19 protein-coding genes are annotated in these 17,982 nt (G+C 68.8%); 6 read left to right on the forward strand and 13 right to left on the reverse strand.

The annotated features are described in order from the left end of the window. Positions 1-42 precede the first annotated feature (42 nt). From M8R19_RS00610 to M8R19_RS00625, 4 genes are read right to left on the reverse strand one after another with little or no spacing between them, the layout of a single operon-like run. Positions 43-1,599, reverse strand: coding sequence for an amino acid ABC transporter permease/ATP-binding protein (locus M8R19_RS00610; protein WP_249916708.1), 1,557 nt, complete (start codon positions 1,597-1,599; stop codon positions 43-45). 59 nt (positions 1,600-1,658) lie between these two features. After that, on the reverse strand, positions 1,659-2,462 hold the full coding sequence (locus tag M8R19_RS00615; RefSeq protein ID WP_249916709.1) for an ABC transporter substrate-binding protein: 804 nt from the start codon (positions 2,460-2,462) through the stop codon (positions 1,659-1,661). A gap of 35 nt (positions 2,463-2,497) precedes the next feature. After that, positions 2,498-3,541, reverse strand: coding sequence for an isopenicillin N synthase family dioxygenase (locus M8R19_RS00620; RefSeq protein WP_116423479.1), 1,044 nt, complete (start codon positions 3,539-3,541; stop codon positions 2,498-2,500). Positions 3,542-3,556: 15 nt separating this feature from the next. Further along, on the reverse strand, positions 3,557-4,399 hold the full coding sequence (locus M8R19_RS00625; RefSeq protein ID WP_249916710.1) for a sugar phosphate isomerase/epimerase family protein: 843 nt from the start codon (positions 4,397-4,399) through the stop codon (positions 3,557-3,559). Positions 4,400-5,056: 657 nt separating this feature from the next. Between M8R19_RS00625 and M8R19_RS00630 the strand changes: the two genes are divergently transcribed. From M8R19_RS00630 to M8R19_RS00650, 5 genes are read left to right on the forward strand one after another with little or no spacing between them, the layout of a single operon-like run. Beyond that, positions 5,057-5,464 carry a PAAR domain-containing protein gene (locus tag M8R19_RS00630; RefSeq protein ID WP_181925975.1) on the forward strand — a complete coding sequence of 136 codons (408 nt, stop codon included), beginning with the start codon at positions 5,057-5,059 and terminating at the stop codon, positions 5,462-5,464. A 47-nt stretch (positions 5,465-5,511) separates the two neighbouring features. Beyond that, complete coding sequence (locus M8R19_RS00635; protein WP_116423476.1) at positions 5,512-6,030, forward strand: PAAR domain-containing protein; 519 nt, start codon at positions 5,512-5,514, stop codon at positions 6,028-6,030. Next, the gene (locus M8R19_RS00640) at positions 6,027-6,728 is read left to right on the forward strand and encodes a VRR-NUC domain-containing protein (protein ID WP_249916711.1); all 702 of its coding nucleotides are present in this window, start codon (positions 6,027-6,029) and stop codon (positions 6,726-6,728) included. The genes M8R19_RS00635 and M8R19_RS00640 overlap by 4 nt, the downstream gene beginning before the upstream one ends. Before the next feature lie 16 nt (positions 6,729-6,744). After that, a complete protein-coding gene (locus M8R19_RS00645) occupies positions 6,745-7,833 on the forward strand; it encodes a DUF3396 domain-containing protein (RefSeq protein WP_249916712.1) in 1,089 nt (362 codons plus the stop codon). 59 nt (positions 7,834-7,892) lie between these two features. Then, positions 7,893-8,954, forward strand: a complete 1,062-nt coding sequence (locus M8R19_RS00650; RefSeq protein ID WP_249920116.1) for a DUF3396 domain-containing protein — start codon at positions 7,893-7,895, stop codon at positions 8,952-8,954. Between the two features lie 77 nt (positions 8,955-9,031). On the opposite strand, the gene M8R19_RS00655 is transcribed toward M8R19_RS00650, so the two are convergent. The 6 genes from M8R19_RS00655 to M8R19_RS00680 all read right to left on the reverse strand — a co-directional run bounded on the left by M8R19_RS00655 (position 9,032) and on the right by M8R19_RS00680 (position 14,457). Next, positions 9,032-9,949, reverse strand: coding sequence for a ketopantoate reductase family protein (locus tag M8R19_RS00655; RefSeq protein WP_249916713.1), 918 nt, complete (start codon positions 9,947-9,949; stop codon positions 9,032-9,034). Positions 9,950-10,030: 81 nt separating this feature from the next. After that, entirely contained in the window at positions 10,031-10,792 is a 762-nt protein-coding gene (locus M8R19_RS00660) for an ABC transporter permease (protein WP_370310831.1), read from the reverse strand. Next, positions 10,789-11,988 carry an ABC transporter substrate-binding protein gene (locus tag M8R19_RS00665; RefSeq protein WP_116423472.1) on the reverse strand — a complete coding sequence of 400 codons (1,200 nt, stop codon included), beginning with the start codon at positions 11,986-11,988 and terminating at the stop codon, positions 10,789-10,791. The genes M8R19_RS00660 and M8R19_RS00665 overlap by 4 nt, the downstream gene beginning before the upstream one ends. Beyond that, positions 11,954-12,790: an ABC transporter ATP-binding protein gene (locus M8R19_RS00670; protein ID WP_061561722.1), complete on the reverse strand. Its 837-nt coding sequence runs from the start codon at positions 12,788-12,790 to the stop codon at positions 11,954-11,956. The genes M8R19_RS00665 and M8R19_RS00670 overlap by 35 nt, the downstream gene beginning before the upstream one ends. Next, positions 12,787-13,848 (reverse strand): acyl-CoA dehydrogenase family protein, encoded by a 1,062-nt coding sequence (locus tag M8R19_RS00675; RefSeq protein ID WP_249916714.1) that lies wholly within the window; start codon positions 13,846-13,848, stop codon positions 12,787-12,789. The genes M8R19_RS00670 and M8R19_RS00675 overlap by 4 nt, the downstream gene beginning before the upstream one ends. A gap of 54 nt (positions 13,849-13,902) precedes the next feature. After that, the gene (locus M8R19_RS00680) at positions 13,903-14,457 is read right to left on the reverse strand and encodes a carboxymuconolactone decarboxylase family protein (RefSeq protein WP_009622140.1); all 555 of its coding nucleotides are present in this window, start codon (positions 14,455-14,457) and stop codon (positions 13,903-13,905) included. 105 nt (positions 14,458-14,562) lie between these two features. Here M8R19_RS00680 and M8R19_RS00685 point away from each other — a divergent pair, with 105 nt between their 5' ends. Further along, positions 14,563-15,480, forward strand: a complete 918-nt coding sequence (locus M8R19_RS00685) for an AraC family transcriptional regulator (RefSeq protein ID WP_058489590.1) — start codon at positions 14,563-14,565, stop codon at positions 15,478-15,480. Here the strand turns inward: M8R19_RS00685 and M8R19_RS00690 are convergent. The 3 genes from M8R19_RS00690 to M8R19_RS00700 are packed head-to-tail and all read right to left on the reverse strand — an operon-like array spanning position 15,462 to position 17,982. Next, positions 15,462-16,877, reverse strand: coding sequence for an isochorismate synthase (locus M8R19_RS00690; RefSeq protein ID WP_249916715.1), 1,416 nt, complete (start codon positions 16,875-16,877; stop codon positions 15,462-15,464). The genes M8R19_RS00685 and M8R19_RS00690 overlap by 19 nt on opposite strands. After that, a complete protein-coding gene (locus M8R19_RS00695; protein WP_249916716.1) occupies positions 16,874-17,194 on the reverse strand; it encodes an isochorismate lyase in 321 nt (106 codons plus the stop codon). Before M8R19_RS00695 ends, M8R19_RS00690 begins: the two co-directional genes overlap by 4 nt. A gap of 23 nt (positions 17,195-17,217) precedes the next feature. Next, complete coding sequence (locus M8R19_RS00700) at positions 17,218-17,982, reverse strand: thioesterase II family protein (protein ID WP_249916717.1); 765 nt, start codon at positions 17,980-17,982, stop codon at positions 17,218-17,220.

Genomic DNA, 17,982 nt, shown 5'->3' on the forward strand with positions numbered 1-17,982 from the left:
TTACCCGATGCGCGCCCGCCTGCCGAGCGGGAAGTGCCCGGCTCAGCCGGCGGCGGTCGCCTGGGCCTGCCCCTGGGCCGGGCTCGACGAGCGCTCCAGGCCGATGAAGCGCATCACCCGCTCGCCGCATTCGCCGTTGCGGATGGCCGCGGGCGCCGCGTCCACCTGCACCTGGCCGTGCTCCATGAACACCACGCGGTCGGAGATCGACAGGGCGAAGTCCATCTCGTGGGTGACGATGACCATGGTCATACCCTCCTTCGCCAGGTCGCGGATGACGTTGAGCACGTCGCCCACCAGCTCCGGGTCGAGCGCCGAGGTGGGTTCGTCGAACAGCATGATGTCCGGCTCCATGGCCAGCGCGCGGGCGATGGCCACGCGCTGCTGCTGGCCGCCGGAGAGCTGGTGCGGGTACTTGTGCGCGTGGGCCAGCAGGCCGACCTTGTCGAGCAGCGCCAGGGCCCGCTGCTCGCAGACCTCGCGGCCGTCCAGGCCGTGGAAGCGCGGCGCCAGGGTGACGTTGTCGAGGATGGTCCGGTGCGGGAACAGGTTGAAGCCCTGGAACACCATGCCGATGTGCCGCACGCCGCGGCGCAGGCGCGCCGGGTCCGGCTGGCCGGCCTTGATGTAGGACTCGCCGAACAGCACGACCTCGCCGCCGTCGATGCCCTCCAGGCCGTTGACCGTGCGGATCAGCGAGGTCTTGCCGGAACCCGAGGGGCCGATGATCGACACCACCTCGCCGCTGGCCACCTGGAGGAACACGCCCTTGAGCACCGGGTGGGCGCCGTAGCTCTTGCGGATGTCGCGCAGGTGCAGCGCCGGCGGCATGCCCGGCGCGGGCGCCTCGCGGCGCGCGGCGGCCGGCTGCGCCAGGCTGGCGCGCAGTCGCCCGACGGCGGCCTCGCCGAGGGTCTCCGGCTTGCGCGCGTTGAGGTCCAGGCGGTGTTCCAGGTACTGCAGCAACCAGCCGAACAGGGTGACGATCAGCACGTAGTAGATGGCCACCGCCGACAGGGTTTCCATCACCAGGAAGTTCTGCGCGTAGAGCTTCTGCCCGACCATCAGCAGCTCGGTGAGAGAGATCACCGAGACCAGCGAGGTCAGCTTGACCACCGTGACGTATTCGTTGATCAGCGTCGGCAGGGCGATGCGGAAGGCCTGGGGAATCACGATCAGGCGCTGGATGCCGAGGGCGCCGACGGCCAGCGCGCGACCGGCCTCCTTCTGCCCCTTGCTCACCGAAAGCAGGCCGCCGCGGTGGATCTCGGCCATGTACGCGGCCTCGGTCAGCACCAGGGCCAGCAGCCCGGAGATGAACGGGTTGGACAGCAGCGCCCCGGTGCTGGGGAACAACTGCGGCAGGTTGTAGACGAACACCACCAGCACCAGCAGCGGCACGCTGCGGAAGAACCAGATGTACAGCCCCGCCGGCACCCGCAGCCAGCGCGACTCGGCGAGCTTGGCGCTGGCCAGGAGGAAGCCCAGGAGCATGCCGATCAGCCAGGCCAGGGCGCTCAGCTCGACCACCGTGACGCAGGCCTTCCAGAAATCCGGGAGGGAGAACAGGGAAAAGAAATAGGACCAGTCGAACTGCATGGGCACCTCGGCGGACGGGCCCGGCGCCGGGCCCGTCTCTCATCTTGCGTTGAAACGGATTACTCGGCCGCGGCTTCTTCCAGGGCGTACTTCTGCAGGATGGCGGCGAACTCGCCGCTGTCCTTGGTCTTCTGGAAGGCGACCTTGAGCGCGTCGTACAGCGCCTGGTTGCCCTTCTTCACGTACATGCCCAGGGTCTGCTTGTAGATCAGCTCCTTGGAAGTGACCACCACGCGGCCCTTGGAGCGCTCGGCGATCATGTGCGCGGCGCCGGAAATCTCCACCTGGGCCTGCACGTGCCGGGACAGCAGGGCCTGGGTCACTTCCGGGGCGGACGGGTATTCGCTCACCGTGATGGCGCCCTTGCCGTTGGGTTCGCAGTAGCTCTTCGACAGCTCGGCGAACTTGGCCACCCAGGTGGTGCCCTGCTCCAGGCCGACCTTCAGGCCGCAGAGGTCCTCGGGTTTCTCCGGCTTCAGCTCGCTGCCGGCCGGCACCATGATGGCCGCGCCGGTCTGCGCGTAGGGGATGGCCATGGCCTGGGCGGTGCGCTCGGGGGTGATGTACATGCCGGAGATCACCGCGTCGAAGTGCCCGGCGTTGAGGCCGAGGATCAGCCCGGAGAACTTGGTGTTCAGGTAGCTGGGCTCCAGGTCCATGTGCCGGGCCAGGGCCGCGGCCAGCTCGGGGTCGGAACCCACCACCTTGTCGCCGTCGTAGGACTCGAACGGCGGGTAGGTGATTTCCATGCCGATCTTCAGTTGGCCGGGCGTGGCGGTGACGGCGGCGCAGGCACCGTGCACGGTGCCCAGCAGGGCCGCGCCGAGCGCGCCGGCGGCCAGGAGGGTGCGGGGGGTCTTCATCGTGATTGCTCCAGGGTCGAGGGGGAATGCGCAGTTCAGGAAGGCTGCGTCTGCTTTTTCAGGTGGCCGAAGCTGGACGGCTTGCGCGCCCGCTCCGGCAGTTTCAGCTCGCCGTCGGCCACCTTGCGGCGCAGGTAGCTGTAGGTCTGCAGCGCCTGGCTCCACATGTGCTCGCCGATGGCGATGGTTTCGTAGCCCTGGCCGCCGTCGTCGAACTGCGGCAGCGGGCGGATCTGCGTGTGGTAGTCGCAGGCATAGAACAGCGGGAAGGAATAGCGCTCCTCGCGCACCGTGCGCACGCGGTGGGCGGTGGCGACGAAGGCGCCGTTGCTCATCACCTCCAGCATGTCGCCGATGTTCACCACGAAGGCGCCCGGCACCGGCGGCGCGTCGATCCACTGGCCGTCCTCGTTCATCACTTCCAGGCCCGGCTCGGTGGCGTGGAGGATGGTGAAGCACTCGTAGTCGGTGTGCGCGCCGATGCCCGGGGCGTCCTGGGCCTGCCCGTCGAACGGGTAGTGGATCAGCCGCAGCTTGGACGGCGGGCGGCTCACCAGCGGGTCGAAGTAGCCCTCCTCCAGGCCCAGGGCCAGGGCGAAGCCGTCGAACAGCTTGCGGCCGAGGGCGAACACCGCCTGGTAGTAGGCGCTGACCCGCGCCTGGAAGCCGGGCACCTCGGGCCAGCGGTTGGGCCCCAGCAGCGGCGTGCCGGCCAGCACCAGCGGGTCGTCGGCAGGCACTTCGAAACCGACGTCGAAGGCTTCCTTGTGGTCCGGCTTGCCCTTGGAATAGACCTCCTCGCCTTCCGGGACGAAGCCCTTGTGGCTTTCCGAGGCACCGATGTAGTGGCGCATCTTGGCTTCCAGCGGCTGGGCGAAGTAGTCCCGCGCGGCGGCCTGCAGGCCCTCGATCAGCGCCGGGTCCAGGCCGTGGTTGCGGATGTACAGGAAGCCCACCTCGCGGGCCGCCTTGCCCAGTTCGGCGGCCACCGCCCGGCGGTCCTCCAGCCTGGCGCTGAACAGCCCGGCAATGTCGACGACGGGGATGGATTGGAAGGCCTTGCTTGCATGCTCCTGCATGGGTCGTGCTCCGGCTCAGGATTCGAGGAAGGTCTGGAAATGGCGGCGTTCTTCCGTGGCCATCCAGCGGTTGAGGTCCCACAGGTCGGCGATCGGCGCCCCGGTGAAGGGAAGCCGATGCAAATAGCCGTCCGGGCCGAACTCCGGGGTCAGGGTGGTCACCTGCAGGCCGCGCGCCTGCTGGGCGCGCCACACGGCTTCCCAGTGGCGCTGGTGGAACGCCAGCGCGGCGGCGTATTCCGGCGCGCCCGGGTGCGGCACCTGCGGGCCCTGGTCGTAGCCGACGCGTGCCTGGATGTGGTGCACGCGCTCGACGAAGGGGCCGAGGTCATCGGCCGCGTCGTCCAGCAGGCGCTCGCAGACCACCACCCAATGGCTGATGTCGCTGGTGAAGCGCAGCCCGGGCACCTGGCGGATCAGCTCCAGGGTCACCCAGGGGCTGTACAGCGAGCGGGCGCGGTGAATCTCGAAGCAGCAGGTCAGCGCCTGGCTCGCGGCCAGCTCCAGGGCGCGGCCGAAGAACTCCACCTGGGCCGCCAGCGGCCAGCGGTCGTTGCCGCCGAGCACGTTGACGAAACGCGGCGCCAGCTCCGCGGCCAGGCCCAGCTTGCGCTGCAGGTCGTCGAGGTGGACCTGCGGCGTGGCCGCCTGGTCGGGCAGCACGTCGTGGGCGGTGAACAGCGTGCAGATGTAGGGCACGCCCTCCTCCGCCAGCAGCCGCGCGTAGTCGGCGCGCACGGCGGGGTCGAGCGGCAGGCGCGCCTCCAGGCCATCGAAACCGGCCTCGCGCAGTTCGGCGATGGCCTGCGGCCAGCCATGGGCGTAGCCCCACAGGGTGCGGAAGATATCGAGTCGCATGGACGAACTCCGGGCAGGATGAGCCGCGCCGTCGGGCATGGCGAAAGGCGAGCCGCGTCTTAGCGCGACAGGACGGAATTCAGGGGTATGGAGACGGTTGCCGGTCCAGGGAGTGGCGGCGAAGCGGGGAAGCGGGAAAAGCGCGCAAGCATGGACACGGTGGTATTCCTCTGACAGACCGGCAGCATTGACGGGCTGGTGCCCGCCGATTGTTGTTGTGCGCCTGGCCTGGGGCCGGGCGTGCTTGGGCAGTAAGGAACAGCGCGGCGCGCGGATGTTGTGGGGGCTCCGCTGCGCCGGCGCCAGGGCTGGCCTGGCGTCGGTGCAGTTGTCGCAGGTAGGGGGCGGGGGAAAAATAGCGGCGGGCAAATAATCAGTTCAGAGATTCGTGAACTATCGGAGGGGCGGGTTCGCGAACAGGCTGCTCCTGTAAGAACGGCTAACCCCTTTTCTGGTGCGGGAAGGTTGCCGGGACGCTCAAAAGTGCGATCCGCCCACGCCGGCCAGGCATGAATAAAGAGTTACAAATTTCTCTTGCATCCTATCCATGCGAGCTAGAGGGGAGGCGCGCAAGAAGTTGCGCACTTTAGCTTTGTTACTTTCGCACTCCCTATATTTGCGCACGAAAGTGCGCTCGCCCCACAGGAAGGATGTGCCGTGAATTACACCGTAGAGGAAGCACGACGTCTGGTTTCCGAGTCCATGGCGAAGCTCGCCGCACGGCCCGTGAAGGCCACCTATGACCTTGCCACGCTGGGCGCCCGTACCCGTTTGGGCGGTGAAGTCGCTACGGCCAGCACCAGCGTGAAAATCCATGGCTACCCGATTGCCTGCGTGGGCGACCTGGTGCGCTATCCGGACAACAGCGAAAGCAGGATCGTCTCCGGTGCCGGTGCGGCGCTCTCTCACAACGGCCAACCGATGGCCATCGTGGGCAGCGCCACCGACAACGGCGACACCATCGTCAACAGCTTGCAAAGCTCCGGGCAGATTCGCGAATACGCCGACGATGACGGCATCCCCGGCCTGCTTCAGCCGGACTACCAGGTTGTAAAGCCTGACTAGCCGACAGCGTTTCGTCCTCCATCTCTGGCTATCGCAAGGAATCGCACATGAGTGGGAAACCCGCAGCCCGCGTCACCGATCCAACGGCCTGTCCACTACCAGGCCACGGCACCAACCCCATCGTCAGCGGCTCGCCTGACGTTATCTTCGACGGCCTGTCCGCGGCGCGACAAGGCGATGTCAGCGCCTGCGGCAGCCCGATCGTCTCCGGCGTTTCATCGAGCGTGTTCATCAATGGCAAGCCCGCCGCCACACTGGGCAGCCTGGGTGCGCACGGCAACGTCATCATCGGAGGCTCGGGCACCGTCATCATCGGCGATACGTTCACCCCCGCGCCGGTTACTCCCGTGGCGCCGTTCCCTGGCAGCACCGCGCCGTACTCCGGGCGCTTTCAGCTGATCGACCAGGAAACGGGCAGGCCCGTCGCCGGCCGCAGGGTCAAGCTCTGGTCCAGCGCCGGCTGGTCCGCCATCGACACCACGGATGCCGAAGGCATGACGTCATGGGTCAGGCACGAGACGGCGGAAAACATCTACATCGACCTGCTGCCCAGGGGCGAAGCATGAGCGATCAGCCCAGCCTCGCCCAGGGCGGCATGAGCCCGGAAGGCCAGAACAATCCGCTGAACATCCTGGAACCCAAACTCGCCCCGCAGGACAAGAAGGTATTGTGCTCGGCGATCTGCTATTGCAGCAGCACGCCCAACGTCAGCCAGGATGGCAAGAACCTCAAGCAGACCTGCGTGGCCCAGCGCCTGGGCGAGCTGGACGAAATCCTGCAAGGCCGTAGCCCGTACAAGCCCGAGGTCAGTTACGACATGACCAAGAACCCGCCGCAGCCGATTCTCGACAGTCAGACGGGCACCGGCGCACACGGCTGGATACCGGGCTGGATCAGTAAATACTGGGACGAAGACCCGGAGCATCCGCCGTTCAAGCCAGGCCGAGGCATGATTCGTCGGCCTGACGTGGTGATCGTCCAAGACCCGACCAAGCCGCCGTCCCAGGACAATATCAAGCAGGTGGTCGAGATGAAGTTTCCACCGGATCCGCACAACGAAACCCAGGTACTTGCCTACGAGAAGATCGCTGGAGATGAGCGCAAGGTCGTTGAGATGAAGTCCACTGACTGCGACTGTGGCCAGGAAAATCAGCAGTCCAAGGTTCCGGTGGAGCAACTGGGGTGGGCCGCAGCTATCGCCAGTGGCGTGATGCTTATCCTGACCCGCGGCCGCTCTCCTCGACCAATGATTCCAGCCTACTGATTCGGAGAAACATCTTATGGAACCAGAATTCAACCTGGCTGATGAATTGGCCAAGCAGCCGCATCTGCTGGAGGTGCCCGGCAACCTGCTAATGAAGGGTGGCCCCGAGGATTATATCGGCGCCGTGCTCTGCCTGCGGGGCACGCTCTACTTCAAGGAGGCCCATACCCCTTTGGTGCGCGAGGCGCTGTGTCAGTGCTTTGACGAGTTCAAGCGTTTGGCCGAGCCCCATCTCACCTGGCTCTGGCGCGAGGAACCGCCAGAGGGCAAGCCGCTGACTGCGTACAGTGATGCAAAGCCATTGCGTGTGATGCTGGCGGGTATGGATGAGGACTATCCACTGAGCTTCTACTACATCAGCGGTAAGCAACCTAACGATGCTAGCTCTTGGCTTTTCAAGATTTTTGGAAGATCAGCTTGGGAGGCAAGAATAGGAGATGACCTGAGTGTGTTGGAGTTTTCCGTACCACTGCTGTACCAGGAGCAGAACCCTCTGAACTTCCTACGCCTGTTCCTCGACTTCGCACGTCGACTGATTCCGGAGCAGGGCTATGCAGGACATGCCTTCAACCTTTCGGTAACGAGCCGGGACGACAACGAGCCGACCGAAGCCTTTATGGCTGCGCGTATGCCAGGTTTGGATGTGGGAACGGCTGGTTTGCTGGCTAACCGCCCGAAGTTCAAACACGTCAAGATCAAGACCGTCAGTTGGCTGACCTTGCTCGATCAGCAGCGCCTGGACCTGGCCGGAGGCCTGGAAGCTTTACGTGCGCAACTACCACCCAGTCATTTCGCTTTCTACGACTACGCTGGCGGCGTGGTGATCCAGGCCGGTGCCTACCCCTATCTCGGCGGTGATGCCGAAGACCCAAAACCCGCCACCTACGTGCTGCTCAATCACCTGATCAAAGGCATCCGCTACGAAACCGTGGGTTCGCTGCACGGCGGCTCCCATGATGGCGAGTTGCGCCTGGTCGGCTGGTCCGCCGATCAATGGCTCAAGCGCCTGGATGTCGAGGACAGCGAGATACCGGCCTGGCGCGCCAAGTTGCTGGCCAACGAACCCGCTCTGAGCACGGCCAACACCTTGCCGGAGCGTCTATGAACGAGCGGCAGCGTTTGGCGGATCAACTGCTTGAGTGCCTTGCAAGGCAAGGTGAGAGCATGCAGGCAAAGTACGTAGAGCCGCCGCCGGTGCCCGGCAATCTGCTGATGAAAGGCGGTCCCGAGGACTATATCGGCGCCGTGCTCTGCCTGCGCGGCACTCTCTATTTCAAGGAGGCCCATACCCCTCTGGTACGCGAAGCGCTGTGCCAGTGCTTCGACGAGTTCAAGCGACTGGCTGAGCCCCACCTGACCTGGCTCTGGCGCGAGGAACCCCCGCAGGGAAAACCACTGACCGCTTACGCTGACACCAAGTCGCTGCGCGAGATGATGGGGGTAATGGATGAAGACGACCATCTCAGCTTCTGCTACACCAGCGGCAAGCAATCTCGAGATGCCAGCGCCTGGCTCTTCGATGTTTTTGGCAAGCGAGGCTGGCAGGCCAAGAAGGGGCGTGATCTTAGCGTTCTAGATTTCTCCGTGCCGCTGCTGTACCAAGAGCAGAATCCGCTGAATTTCCTGCGCCTGTTCCTCGACTTCGCACGTCGATTGGCTCCGACGCAGGGCTATGCCGGGCACGCCTACAATCTGTCGCCGACCAACCGAGACAACAATGAGCCGACCGAAGCCTTTATGGCTGCGCGCATGCCAGGTCTGGATGTGGGAACAGCCGCACTGTTGGCCAATATTCCCGAGTTCAGACCCACCAAGATCAAGACCGTGAGTTGGTTGACCGTGCTCGATCAGGCACGCCTGGAGCTGGTTGGTGGCCTGGAGGCTTTGCGTTCGCAATTACCACCCAGTCATTTCGCTTTCTACGACTACGATGGCGGCGTAGTGATCCAGGCCGGTGCCTACCCCTATCTCGGCGGTGATGCCGAAGACCCAAGACCCGCCACCTACGTTGTGCTCAATCACCTGCTCAAAGGCATCCGCTACGAAACCGTGGGTTCGCTGCACGGCGGTTCGCACGACGGCGAGTTGCGCCTGGTCGGCTGGTCCGCCGATCAGTGGCTCAAGCGCCTGGATGTCGAGGACAGCGAGATACCCGCCTGGCACGCCAAGTTACTGGCCAACGAACCCGCGCTGAGCGCAGCCAACAGCCTGGAAGAGCGCTTATAGCCCGTGATGCGGCCTGATGACTGGGTTAGCTTCCCGGCCAATCCAAGTGCAGGAAATCGCCACCCCGACTACGCCAATCACCCCATCCCCTGCTCGTACACCGCCAGGTGCACGAAGGCCGCCTGCAGCAGCGGCAGGTCCAGCCCGGCCGCCTGGCCGCGGCCGAGCAGGTCGCCGATGATCTGCTCGGCCTCCACCGGGCGGCCGCCGACCAGGTCGCGGTACATCGACGAGGTCTGCGGCGAGCCGTGCAGGGTCAGTTGCCGGCGCGCCTCGGCGAGGAAGGCTTCGCGTGGTTCCAGTCCCACCGCGCGGACCACCGCCACCACCTCGTCCAGCAGGCGGTTGACGAAGGCCTCGCCCTGGGGCGCGGCGACCACCGAGCCGACGTTGCCGCGCATCAGGCAGGTGATGCCGCCCAGGGCGGCCAGCAGCACCCACTTCTCCCACATCTCGCGGTGGATATCGGGGCTCAGGCGGGCGTCGAAGCCGGCGTCCTGCAGCAGCACATCCAGGCGCAGGATGCGCTCGCTGCGGGCGCCGTCCATTTCGCCGTAGGACAGTTCGTTGAGGGTGCCGTACTGGACGATGCGGCCGCGCTCGTCCAGGGTGCTGGCGATCTTGCACACGCCGCCCAGCAACGGCCCGCGGCCGAAGTGATCGACGATGGCATCGACCTGGTGCATGCCGTTGAGCACCGGCAGGATCATCGTGCCCGGCCCCACCGCCGGGGCGATGTCGCGCAGCGCCGCCTCCAGGGCATAGGCCTTCACCGTCAGCAGGATGAGGTCGTAGGGCCCGTCCAGGTGCCCGGCGCCGACCAGTTGCGGCGTCAGCACGAAATCGCCGTGGGGGCTGAACACCTGCAGGCCTTCCTGCTGCAGTTGGTGCGCCCGCCCGGCGCGCACCAGGAAGGTCACGTCGCGCCCGGCCCGGGCCAGGCTCGCGCCGAAGAAACCACCCGTGGAACCCGCCCCGACCACCAGAATGCGCATGGCCCACCCTCCTCGGCTGCCCGGCGCGATGGCGCCGGCTCATTGCCTGTATATAGACGCAGTGCCGGGAAAATGCATGGCCTAGCCCGTCCGCCGGCGGTACAGGCTGCGCGCCAGGGCGTCGAGGGCGAAGCCCAGGGCGCCGATCAGCAGGACCATGGCCATCAGTTCCGAGTAGGCCAGGCGGTCGCGGGTGTCGAGGATGTAGTAGCCCAGCCCGGCGCTGACGCCGAGCATCTCGCAGGGCACCAGGACGATCCAGAGGATGCCGATGGCCAGGCGCACGCCGGTCAGCACGTGGCCGAGCACGCCGGGCAGGATCACCTTGCGCAGCGTCTCCCAGGGCGTGGCGCTGAGGCTGCGGGAGAGCTGCAGCCAGCGCGGGTCGAGCTGGCGCACGCCGGCGGCGGTGTTGAGCAGGATCGGCCAGACCGCGGCGAAGGCCAGCAGGAAGTAGATCGGCTGGTCGCCCACGCCCATCAGCATCACCGCGATGGGCATCCACGACAGCGGCGAGATCATCCGCAGGAACTGGAAGGCCGGCGTGGTGGCCGCCTCCAGGTTGCGCGAGGCGCCCACCAGCAACCCCAGGGGCACGCCCACCGCCAGCGCCAGGAGCAGGCCGAGCAGCACGCGCCTGAGGCTCACCAGCACGTGCTGGTACAGCTCCGCGCGGCCCAGCAGCTCGCCCAGGCTGGCCAGGGTCGCCTGGGGCGAGAACAGCTGGCCCAGGCCGTCGCCGCCGAACAGGCGCACGCCGCTCCACCACAGGCCGAGCAGCGCCAGCAGCCCGGCCAGGCCCAGCAGCCAGTGGCGGCGGCCGGAGAGTGCCGGCGCCGTCACGTGGCGATCTCCTCGCTGCGCGCGAAGCCCTCGGGCAGGCCGAAGGCGCCGAGGCCGCCGACCTGGGCCAGGGCGTTGCGCACGAAGCGGTCGTCCACCAGGTCCTGCGCGGTGTGCGCCGGGTCCAGCGCGGCGAGGAAGCCCTTGTCGCCCTGGATCAGGGTGTCCTTCAGGCGCTTCACCAGCTCCTCGGTGTAGCTGGGGAACGGGTACGGCTGGAAGTCGATGCGCTCCTCGTGCCAGTCGGCATGGCGGATGGCGCCGTCGGCCAGGTAGCGTTCGCGCTCGCCGGGCGCCGGGGCCAGCACCCGGCCGAGCACTTCCGGCGCGTGCGGGGTGTAGCGGTTGGCGCCGTCCTTGGACAGCAGCTTCGCCGCCTCGGCGCGGTTGTCGCGGGTCCACAGCTGGGCCTTGACGATGGCGTTGACCACCTTCTGCGACCACTCCGGACGGCCGTTCAGGTCGTGCTCGTGCATGAACACCACGCAGCAGGCGTGGTTGCGCCAGACGTCGCCGGTGAAGCGCTGGATGCGCCCGACCTTGAGGTTCTCCGCCAGGGCGTTGAACGGCTCGGCGACGATGTAGCCGGCGATGCGCCCGCTGGCCAGGGCCGGCGGCATGTCCGAGGGCGGCAGTACCACCAGGTTGACCTCGTTGGCCGCCAGCGCCGCGTCGGCCGGCTTGCTCACCGCCGCCAGGCCGTTGTCGCGCAGCAGTTGCTGCAGCACCACGTTGTGGATCGAGTACCAGAACGGGATGGCCAGGGTGCGCCCGCCCAGCTGCTTCACCTCGGTCACGTCCGGCGCCACGGTCAGGCCCGAGCCGCCGACGTGGTTCCAGGCCACCACCTTGGCCGGCACCTTGCTGCCGTAGCGGGCCCAGACGGTCATTGGCGACAGCAGGTGGATGACGTTGACCTGGCCGGAAATGAAGGCCTCGATCACCTGCGCCCAACTGCGCAGCAGCACCGGGCGCTCGGCCTTGATGCCCTCGGCCTCGAACAGGCCGTTGGCGTGGGCCACCAGCAGCGGCGTGGCGTCGGTGATCGGCAGGTAGCCGATGCGCACCGGGGCGTCCGGTTCGGCGGCGGCGCGGGCGCGCAGGCTGGTCAGCAGCGGCAGCGCGCCGGCCGCGGAGAGCAGCGCAGCGAGTTTGAGAATGTCACGTCGAGAATGAGTGGGATCGTCCAGGCACATGGGCAGCCTCCGGCGCAGGGTGGGAATTCGCGTGGGATCGGCTCGCCCGCCGTAGGGTTTTGAGGATCTCGACCCGCAGCGCGCCCAGTTCCTCGACCAGTTCCGCACGGGGTTGCGGCAGGTCGATGCGCCATTCGCCCAACGTCCGCGCCGGGGTGTCGCCCAGTAGCAGGATGCGTTCGGAGAGCAGCAGGGCCTCGTCGATGTCGTGGGTGATGAGCACGGCGGCGGTGCGCCGTTCGTGGATCACCTGCAGCAGCAGTTGCTGCATGTCGGCGCGGGTCACTTCGTCCAGCGCGCCGAAGGGTTCGTCCAGCAGCAGCACCTGCGGCTGGCGCGCCAGGCAGCGGGCCAGCGCGGCGCGCTGGGCCATGCCGCCGGAAAGCTGCGCCGGCAGGTAGCCGCGCGCCTGTTGCAGGCCGACCGCGGCGATCGCCTGGTCGACGCGCTGGTGCAGCGTGGCCTTGTCCAGCTTCGGCTGGCGGGCGAAGTCCAGGCCGAAGGCGACGTTCTTCTCCAGGCTCAGCCAGGGCAGCAGGCTCGGGTCCTGGAAGGCCACGGCGACGCGCGGGTGCGGGCCGTCGATGGCCTCGCCGAGCAGGCGCACGCTGCCCGCCGCCGGCTTCTGCAACCCGGCCAGCACGCGCAGCAGGCTGGACTTGCCGACGCCGCTGGGGCCGAGGATGGACACCACCTCCCCCGGCGCCAGGCTCAGTTCGAAGCCTTCCAGCACGCTGCGCCAGCCCTTGCCCTCGGGGTAGCCCAGGGCGACGCCGGCGGCCTGCAGCAGCACCTCGCTCATGCCCGCGCCTCCTGGCGCTGCAGCTCGGCGCGCAGTTGCACCAGGCTGGGCGTGACGATGGGCACGAAGGCCGACTCGCGCCAGCGCCGGGCGAAGGCCGCGCCGTGGCGGCTGAGGTAGGCCTTGCCGCCGCTGGCCTGCAGCTCCAGCTGCACCGCCGCGGCGGCGCCCTCGGCCAGGCCGATGCGGATGCGGAACAGCCGCGCCGGCTCGCTGGCGAACTCACCGCTGGAAAGCCCCGCGCGCAGGCGCTCGACCAGGCCGTCCAGTTCGCCGCGCAGGCGTTCCTCTTCCTCGCGCAGCACCGAGCGGCTGCCGCCCAGGTGCTCGCGCACCGCTTCCAGGGCCCGGCGCGCGAGGCCGATGGTCATGGCGCACTGCAGGCCGAGGAAGGCCGGGCGCACCTGCGGCAGGTAGCGCCGGGCGTCGTCGTGCAGCAACCACTCGCGGGGCAGCGCCACGCCGTCGAAGTCCAGGGCGGCGGTGTTGCTCGACTGCAGGCCGAGCAGTTGCAGGTCGTCGGAGCGTTCCAGGCCGGCGCTGGCCGAAGGAATGGCCGCCACCAGCGGCGCCGCGCCCTCGCGCTCGATGGCCGCGGCCACCACGAAGTGGCCCTTGCGCAGGTTGGTCACCCAGGGCAGGCGGCCGTCCAGGGTCCAGCCGTCGTCGGCCGGGGTGGCCCGCACCTGCAGGCTCTCGATGCCGGAGAGGAACTTCATGGCGTTGGACAACCCGGTGGCGCCGGCCAGGCGGCCGTCCAGCAGCTCGCCGAGCAGGCGCTCGCCCAGCGCCTGGTTGGGGCTCTGCAGCAGGTATTCGATGAAGGCGCGCTGGCCCCAGAAGACGAAGGCGGCGGTCAGCGAATGGCCGGCCACCGCAGCGATGGCCTCCACCGCGTCGAGCAGGCTGCCGCCGGCGCCGCCGCGCGCCTCGGGCACGCCGATGCCGAACAGCCCGGCGCTGGCCAGTTGCGGCAGCACCGACTGCGGGTCGGCATGGCCGAGGTCGAGAGCCTCGGCCTGGGCGTCGAGCCAGTGGCTCAGGGTCGGATCGAGCATGGTCGCTCTCCTTTTGGCGGGCAGCCGCGGGGCAGCCACCCGGTCATGCGCAACTCAGGCCTTTTCCCAGCGGTACTTGCCCAGCTCGGGGTTGAGCGGCGTTTGCGCCAGCACGTTGGCGAAGTTGCAGAGGGTCGCCAGGCTGATGCCCAGCAACACTTCCAGGGCATTGCCGTCGCTGAAGCCGGCGGCGCGGAAGGCCGCGAGCCCCGCGTCGCTGACCGCGCCGCGGCTGGCGATGGCCTCGCGGGCGAAGGCGGCCAGGGCTTCCAGGCGCGGCTCCGGCAGTTCGCGTTGTTCGCGCAGGGCGGCTATCACTTCCTCAGGGAGCCTGGCCTTGTTGGCCGCCACCGCGGTGTGCCCGGCCACGCAGAAGTCGCAGCCGTGGGTGGTGGCGGCGATCAGCTGGACCACCTCGCGCTCGGCCAGGCCCAGCTCGGCCTTGCCGTTGAGGCCGGAGACGGTGACGTAGGTCTCCAGCGCGGCCGGGGCGTTGGCCAGCACGCCGAGCAGGTTGGGAATGAAGCCGGAGTTCTTCAGCGCGTTCTGCAGGAACGGCTTTGCCGCTTCCGGGGCGCTGTCGAGGGTCTGGATGGGCAGGCGGGACATGGGTTCGACTCCGTGTGCGGTAGGTGTCGAAAAAGTCTGTTGGTAATAAGAAAACCGTTCAATATTCTAAAGTCGCTATCACTTGCTCCTGAGTCTTTTCATTAGATGATTTCGTCGAGCCCCCTTGTCGATTGGTTATTAGACAGCCTGGAGCTGGACGCCAGCCTGTTCCACGTGGGCCGCTACTGCGGCGGCTGGCACGCCTCCACCCAGGGCCTGGCGCGGGCCAGCTTCCACCTGGTGGTGCAGGGCCATTGCTGGCTGCACCTGGAGGGCGAGGCGCCGGTGCGCCTGGAGGGCGGCGACGCCGTGTTCCTGCTGCGCGACCTGCCCTACCGGCTGTCCGACGCCGCCAGCGCCGAGGCCGCCGCCTGCCAGCCGCGCCAGGCCATGAGCGCCCTGGAGCTGCAGGCCGAGGACGGTGTCGGCCTGGTCTGCGGCTTCTTCCACTTCCACTCCGGGCTCTCGGCGCTGATCATCGAGGCGCTGCCCGCCTACCTGGTGCTGCGCGCCGAGGAACCCTCGCAACGCGCCGCGCGCAGCCTGTTCGAACTCATCCTGGAGGAATGCGCGCGCCAGCCGGCACCCTCGCAGCAGTTGCTGGAACGCCTGAGCCACCTGCTGTTCCTCTACGTGCTGCGCCAGCAGGTGCTGGACAACCCCGGCCTTGGCGGCCTGGTGGCGCTGGCCCGGCAGCCGCAGTTCGCCGGCCTGCTGGAACGCATGATCGAGCAGCCGCAACTGCCCTGGACGCTGGAGGACATGGCGGCCTGCGCCGGGCTGTCGCGCTCGGCCTTCTTCAAGCGCTTCAACGAAACCTGCGGGCAGTCCCCCGGCCAGGTGCTGCTGGCCTTGCGCATGGGCCAGGCCTGCCGCCTGCTCAAGGCCGACCAGAGCGTGGCCGAGGTGGCCGCGGCGGTCGGCTACCAGTCGGTGGCGGCCTTCACCCGCGCCTTCCACAAGAGCACCGGGCAGCAGCCGGGGGCGTACCGGCGCGGCCGCGATCAGGACAGCCGGCGCTGAGGCGCCTGCGCCAGCGGCGCCAGCGCGTCCTGCATGGTGCGCAACTTCAGGCAGGTTTCCCGGTACTCGGCCTGCGGCTCGGAGGCCGCGACTATTCCGCAGCCGGCGAACAGGTGCGCCGTGTCGCCGCGCACCAGGGCCGAGCGCAGCGCCACGCAGAACTCGGCGTCACCCGCGGCATCCAGCCAGCCCACCGGCGCGGCGTACCAGCCGCGCTCCATGCCCTCGTGGCGGCGGATGTGTTCCAGCGCAGCCTCCCGCGGCAGGCCGCCCACCGCCGGCGTGGGGTGCAGGGCGGCGACCAGGTCGAGGACGTCCACGCCCGGGCGCAGCCGCCCACGCACCGGCGTCAGCAGGTGCTGCACCCGCGCCAGGCGGTGCAGGCGCGGCTGCGCCTCGATGTGCAGGCGCTCGCAATAGGGCGACAGCGCCTCGCGCAGGCATTCGACCACCAGCGCATGTTCGTGGCGGTCCTTGGCGCTGTTGAGCAACGCGGCGCCCAGGCGGGCGTCCTCCTGGGGCGTGGCGCCACGCGCCAGGGTGCCGGCCAGGGCCACGGTGTCCAGCTCGCCCGCGGCGACTCGCAGCAGGCGCTCCGGGGTCGCCCCGAGGAAACAGCTGCCGCCGCGGTCGAAGGCGAACAGGCAGGCCGAAGGGCCGGCCTGGGCCAGGCGCTCCAGGACCTGCCCGCAGGGGAAGCCGCCCGCCGCGTGCAGACGCACTTCGCGGGCCAGCACCACCTTGCGCAGCTCGCCCTGGACGATGCGCGCCACCGCCGCCGCCACCCGCGCCTGCCAGTCCCCGGCGTCCAGCGCCTCGCTCGACTCAGCCTCCTCCAGCGCTGCCGGGCAGCGCGGGCGGTGGAGGTAGCGCGCCAGCAAGGTGCTCCAGTCGGCGCGCAGCTCACGGACGGCGGCGTCGACGTCGGCGCCCGGCTCCAGCCAGCGGCTGAACGCCAGGAAAGAGCGTCCGGCCCGGCGCAGGTAGAGGATGCGCGGCAGCACCAGCGAGGTGCTGGCGAAGGCGCGCCAGTGCGGCGCAGCCGGCGCCCGGGCGTCGAAGGCGAAGCCGCCGCACAGGCGCGGCGGGCAGGCGCCGCGCCAGCTCGCGCGCGCCAGCAGCTCGCGCCAGGCCTCGGCGCTGGCGGCGAAGCGCCCGGCCGGCGGCGGGCTGATCTCCTGGGTGCAACCGAAGCCGGCCATCGCCTCGGCGCCCTCCCCGACCCGCCACAGCAGGCTCTGGCCGAACACCTGGCGGTTGGCGGCGAACAGCCGGACGGGGTCGAGTTCCGCGCAGGCCGTGCTGCTCACCGCCAGCACCGGGCGGCCCTGTTCGCGGGCCTGGCTCGCGGCCGCGCTGAAGCTCGCCCGCAGTTCGTCGAAGGGCTCCGTGCTCATGCCTGCCCGCCCTCCTGCTGCCCGTGCCGATGGCGCCAGTGGCGCACCTGCTGGTCGATGTTCCACTGGATGATCTGCGCATACAGCGGGCCGATGAACGCCGGGTCCAGCCCGGCGGCGCTGGCCCAGGCGCGGCGCTCGGGCAGCATCGCGGCGACCCGCTGCGGCGCGGCGATGCTCGCCTCGTCCGGCTTGAAGCCGGCCGCCGCCTTGACGTAGGCCAGGCGCCGCCCGAGGGCGGCGATGATCTCGCGGTCGAGGTTGTCAATGCCCAGGCGCACATCGTCGAGGCTGCTGCATTGTTCCGGGGTTTTCATTGCGTTCGCTCCTTGCGAGGGTCTCAGGGCCACAGTTGCCAGGCCGGCTCGCGGTAACTGGCGAGCCAGCCGCCGAGGTGGTCGAGCACGGCGCGGCGCTGGGCGCGCAGGTAGAAATGGCCGCCGGCGAAATGCCGCACATCCAGCCCACAGCGGCTGGCGGCGGCCCAGGCCAGGGCCTCGTCATCGTTCACTTCGTCGTCGTCCTCCCCCAGCAGCAGCGAAACCGGGCAATCCAGCGGCTCGACGCGCTCGCGCCGGTAGCGCTCGATCAGCCGGTAGTCCGCCCGCAATGCCGGCAGGAACAGCTCGCGCACGGCCGGCTCGTCCAGTGCCCAGGGCAGGCCGTCGGACTGCCGGCGCACGTCCGCCAGCAGCGCCGCGTCCGCCTGCCGGTGCAGGCTGCCGCCACGCTGGCGATGGGGCGGCGGGTGCGCGGAGACGAACAGGTGCAGGGGCGCCCGCCCGCGCCCCTGCAGGGCCAGGGCGACCTCGTAGGCCACGGCCGCCCCCATGCTGTGGCCGAACAGCGCCAGCGGGCGCTCGTCGAGGCCGGCGCAGGCTTCGGCGATGCAGGCGGCCATGGCCTCCAGGCTGGCCGCCGGCGCCTCGCCGTGGCGCTCTTCCCGCCCCGGGTACTGGACGGCCAGCAGTTCCACGTCCGGCTCCAGGTGCTTGCGCCAGTCGCGGAAGAAGCTCGCGCTGCCGCCGGCATGGGGCAGGCACAGCAGGCGGAAGCCGGGGCTCGGCAATCCGGGAAAGCGGCGCAGCCAGGGACTTTCCGGCAT

It is taken from the genome of Pseudomonas sp. R3.Fl, from assembly GCF_023516765.1.
Taxonomy (GTDB): domain Bacteria; phylum Pseudomonadota; class Gammaproteobacteria; order Pseudomonadales; family Pseudomonadaceae; genus Pseudomonas; species Pseudomonas citronellolis.